We start from the raw sequence: 4646 nt of genomic DNA, 5'->3' as shown, positions 1-4646 counted from the left end.
ATTGCTCCGGAATATTTCGGAATGCTCTTCCTTGTTATAATTAAACGGGAAGCCAGGTAAATAAAGCACATTCTTTTTCTATAAAATAAAAAGTGCTGCCTGATCTGTGTTTTCAAGACACAGGTCAGGACAGCACCTCTGCTTATTTTTTGTTTTGCTTATCTTCTTTTTGGTGCCGAATGGATCGCGTTACCCAGGATATCCTCCAAGGCTTCGCTGGCGGCTTCGTTAAAGGTAGGATGCGGTCGCACGACGCGGCTCATTTGCTCGACGGTTAAGCGATTGGAAACAGCGGTGGTAAATTCGCTGATCATGTCGGTTGCCCGTTCACACATCAGCTGAGCACCTAAAATAATACCGGTTTCGGCATCGCTGACGATCCGGATAAAGCCGCGGTCCGCCTGGGCGATGATGGATTTACTGTTGCCCAGCATAGAATATTTGCCGACTTTTACTGCAATTCCCATGGCTTTGGCTGTATCGGCATTGATGCCGACCGTAGCAATTTCAGGACGGGTATAGATGCAGGAGGGGACAGTTTGGCTGTCAACCGGCATCGGCAAACCGGCAATGGCTGAGGCGGCATTGATGCCTTGCGCGGAAGCCAGATGAGCCAGTTGAAGGCTGCCATAAACAACGTCACCGATGGCATAGATACCCGGAATGCACGTCTCAAAATGGTCGTTGACCGGGATCTGACCGCGCTGCAGGTTGAGATTCAAACCATCAGCCAAGAGACCGGCCGTGTTGGCTTTGCGGCCGCTGGCGACCAAAATTCCGTCCGCCTCCAGAGCAAAACTCTGATCCTGTTTGCTGAAGCGGCAAATCAGACCATTTTCTGCTTGCTCGATCTTCTCCACGCGGCAACCGGTGTTGACTGTGATACCGCGTTTTTTATAAATCATGGTCAGATTTTGAGAGACCTCACGGTCCATCTGTGGTAGAATTCGATCCATCATTTCAATAATTGAGACCTGACAGTCTAGAGCAGCAAAAATACCGGCAAATTCTACACCGATCACCCCGCCTCCAATGATGATCAGACGTTGGTAGAACGCCTTGGGATTGCCAAGCAAATCATCGCTGGTAACGACATTGGGCAGATTCAGTCCGGGAATCGGCGGCAAGGCAGGTTCTGAACCGGTAGCAATCAGAATATGCCCGGTTGTATATTCCTGCGCGCCGACTCTCACCTTATTTTCTGCAAGAATGGTGGCGGTACCCCGGATCAAATCGATTAGATTGGCTTTGACGAGTTGTTCAATACCGGAACGCAGCTGGCTGACCACTTCATTTTTGCGTTGATGCAGAACGGTGAAGTCAAAAGCCAGGTTGTCTGCATGAATGCCAAGCTTTTCCGCATCCCGCAGTTCCCGGAGCAGTTCAGTACTATGCAGGATCGTTTTGGTGGGAATGCAGCCTCGGTTCAGGCAAGTACCGCCGACCAAATCCTTTTCGACCAACGCGGTGTGCAGGCCTAATTGAGCCGCTCGGATGGCAGCCACATAGCCGCCGGGACCTGCGCCGAGTACCATTAATTGATAATGGTCTGACATCGATCTATCCTCTCCTCCCTATAGGTTCTCAAATAAGCTCTGAATTTGCGCGCGCATGGCATCGGTAAAATCATTCGCTAACGGCAGCGCAGCGCAAGCCCTCTGCAGTGCGTCTTTTTGCAAACGGCAGCCTGTAAATGAAGCGGCCAATTCAGCGGCGAAATCGACCGCCATTGCATCGGTATAAACATGTGCTTCGCTGATACAGCCGTTATTGACCTGAACTTGGATTTGTATTTCACCCCAAGGGAAGCGGTTTGCCCATTCGATGCCGAAAGGGAACGGTTGACCATAATTCCAATCCCAGGAAGCATATTTTTCTCTGAGCCGCTGCACATTTGCTTTGTCTGCCGGGGTCAATTCGACCGGCTGTGGTTGTAAGCCATAAACCGCAGCAAAAGCCTGCCATAAAGCGGGCTGCAGATTTTGGGTTGTGAGGCCTGAATTGAGACTCGACAGGTTTATCACCCTGGACTGGACCGAAGCGATGCCTTTGGCTGTCAGTTTTTCTGCTGAGACCTGCAGATATTGCTGCAGTTTGTTGAAATCGACATCGACCAGTAGTGTGCCATGATGATAGCAGCCGGTCTGACTCTGGTAAAACGCATTGCCGGAGAACTTCTTGCCTGCGATGGTGATATCGTTGCGGCCGCTGATTTCGGCAGAAAGACCCCATTGCTTTAGCGCAAGCAGGATGACCTGCAATTGCTTATTGATATCAAAACAAGGTTTCTGAGCCAGAAAAGTGAAATTCAAATTGCCTAAATCGTGAAAGACGGCGCCGCCGCCGGACAGACGGCGGGCAAGACTGGCTCCGTCCTGTTCCAGGCGGCTGACATTGCATTCACGCCAGGCGTTTTGGTTGCGTCCGATCACCACCGTGTTTTGATTCTGCCAAAGATAGAGAATCACGGTGTCAGAAGGAACTGTACGCAACAGATGCTCCTCCAAAGCCAGGTTATGATAGGGGTCGGTTTGCGGCACCGTAAGGTATTTCAAAGCTTCCAGCATGACGGCAGTTACTCCTTTTTCTTGAAATACGGCTAGAATTGATATCTTACTCTCGGGTTGCGGGCAGCACCGACTTCATCCAAACGGCCGACTGGTGTTGTGATGGGGGCATCGTGCAGGGATTGTGGATTGGCTAGGGCCTCCTCATAGATGGCGAGATAAATTGCCGCCGCCGCGTCTAAGGTTTCTTTCGCTTCTGTCTCGGTCGGTTCTACCATGAGCGCTTCTTGCACAATCATCGGGAAATACATGGTGGGGGGATGCATGCCGTTATCGAGAATTGCTTTAGCAATATCCATGGCGGATACACCATTTTGCTGATGCAGACGCGCCAGGCTGATGACGAATTCGTGCATACAAATCCCATTGAAGGCAATCTCATATTTTTCAGACAAGAGAACGCGCAGGTAATTGGCGTTTAAAACCGCATTGGCGGCAACTTCGGGGATCCCTTCGGCGCCTAAGGTCAATAGATAAGTCAGCGCCTTGACCACAACCAGGAAATTGCCATAGAAGGTCCTGACGCTGCCGATGGATTGCTCCGGCTGACTGAGGCAGTAGGTACCATCCGCTGCGATTGCCGGATTATTCAGCGGTAAAAAGGGCGCCAAAAAAGCCTTGCAGCCGACCGGACCGGAACCGGGTCCGCCACCGCCATGCGGAGTAGCAAAGGATTTATGCAAATTCAAGTGAATCACGTCAAAGCCCATCTCACCCGGACGGACGATGCCCATAATCGCGTTGAGATTCGCGCCGTCATAATAATTGAGACCGCCGGCTTCATGGATGATTTTGGTGATTTCCAGAATGTTTTCATCAAAGATCCCCACCGTGTTGGGATTGGTCAACATCAGACCGGCTGTATCAGGTCCGACTGCCTGCCGCAGCAAATCCAGATCGACGCAGCCTTTGGCGTTGGAGGCGATGCTGATCACAGTGAAACCGGCCATCGCAGCAGAAGCAGGATTGGTGCCATGCGCCGTATCCGGCACGATGATTTTGTTGCGCTTGCTCTGACCTTTGCTCTGATGATAAGCTTTGATCATCAGCATGCCCGTCAATTCCCCGTGCGCTCCGGCGGCCGGTTGGAAAGTCATATCATCCATACCGGTGATCTCACACAAAATCGCTTTGGTGGCTGCCAAAACCTCAAGGCTGCCCTGGACAGTATCGCTGGGCTGCAGTGGATGGACCCCGGTAAAACCCGCTAAGGCGGCTATTTCTTCATTGATCTGCGGATTGTATTTCATCGTGCAGGAACCGAGGGGGTAGAAACCGTCATTTACCCCATGAATATGTTTTTCCAGTTCAGAGTAATGACGGCTGAGGTCAATTTCCGAAACCATCGGCAGCCGGGGTGCAAAAGCTCTTCTCATCGCTTCCGGCAGGGCGGTTTTTTCGACATCACAAGCAGGCAGGATAGAACAGCTTCTGCCGCTGCGACTGCGTTCAAAAATTAGCTGCATGTTGAACCGACCTCCTTCAAAACAGCGGTCAAGGCATCAATTTGAGTCTTGGAATTCATTTCGGTAACGCACCAAAGAATACCGCCGGAAACGGGATAACCACCTAAGATATCTTTCTCGGCCAGTTTTTCCAATACCGTTTCAGCGCAGCAGGGGGTTTCCGTGAGAAATTCATGAAAAAATTCTCCTTGATAACGCAGTGCAAAACCCGGGATGGCGGATATTTGCCGGGCGGCATAATGCGCCTTGGCATGACATTGTTCGGCCACTTCCTGCAGACCGTCCGGTCCCATGGCAGAACAATAAACGGCTGCGGTCAGGGCGCACAGAGCCTGATTGGAGCAGACATTCGAGGAGGCTTTTTCACGCCGGATATGCTGTTCTCTGGCTTGCAGAGTCAAAACAAAGGCACGTTTGCCTGCGTGATCAACGGTTTCCCCGACGATGCGACCAGGTAATCTGCGAATCAAAGCATTTGTCGTAGCCATAAATCCCAAATAAGGACCGCCAAAGGCTAAAGGCAAACCCAGCGGCTGCCCTTCGCCAACGGCGATATCAGCGCCGCAGTCCCGCGGCGTTTTTAATATGGCTGCGGCAATGGGATTGACACCCA

General features: G+C 51.4%; 4 protein-coding genes. All 4 read right to left on the bottom strand.

The genetic code is table 11. The features are described from left to right. Positions 1–158: 158 nt before the first annotated feature. Complete coding sequence (gene lpdA / locus LLG09_00270; GenBank protein ID MCE5195570.1) at positions 159–1556, bottom strand: dihydrolipoyl dehydrogenase; 1398 nt, start codon at positions 1554–1556, stop codon at positions 159–161. Positions 1557–1574: 18 nt separating this feature from the next. Then, positions 1575–2567 (bottom strand): lipoate--protein ligase, encoded by a 993-nt coding sequence (locus LLG09_00265; protein MCE5195569.1) that lies wholly within the window; start codon positions 2565–2567, stop codon positions 1575–1577. 32 nt (positions 2568–2599) lie between these two features. Beyond that, positions 2600–4033 carry an aminomethyl-transferring glycine dehydrogenase subunit GcvPB gene (gcvPB, locus tag LLG09_00260; GenBank protein ID MCE5195568.1) on the bottom strand — a complete coding sequence of 478 codons (1434 nt, stop codon included), beginning with the start codon at positions 4031–4033 and terminating at the stop codon, positions 2600–2602. Further along, positions 4024–4646, bottom strand: a 623-nt coding sequence (locus LLG09_00255; GenBank protein MCE5195567.1) for an aminomethyl-transferring glycine dehydrogenase, incomplete at its 5' end; no start/stop codon positions are given. The genes LLG09_00255 and gcvPB, both read right to left, overlap by 10 nt.

The organism is Negativicutes bacterium, assembly GCA_021372785.1.
Lineage (GTDB): Bacteria > Bacillota > JAAYKD01 > JAAYKD01 > JAAYKD01 > JAJFTT01.
Note: the sequence above shows the minus strand (reverse complement) of the source record. Positions and strands in the feature narration are given on the sequence as shown.

Bases quoted from the DNA above. Each gene is read 5' to 3' on its own strand.
- lpdA (MCE5195570.1), bottom strand. From the start codon at position 1,556: ATGTCAGACCATTATCAATTAATGGTACTCGGCGCAGGTCCCGGCGGC.
- LLG09_00265 (MCE5195569.1), bottom strand. From the start codon at position 2,567: ATGCTGGAAGCTTTGAAATACCTTACGGTGCCGCAAACCGACCCCTAT.
- gcvPB (MCE5195568.1), bottom strand. From the start codon at position 4,033: ATGCAGCTAATTTTTGAACGCAGTCGCAGCGGCAGAAGCTGTTCTATC.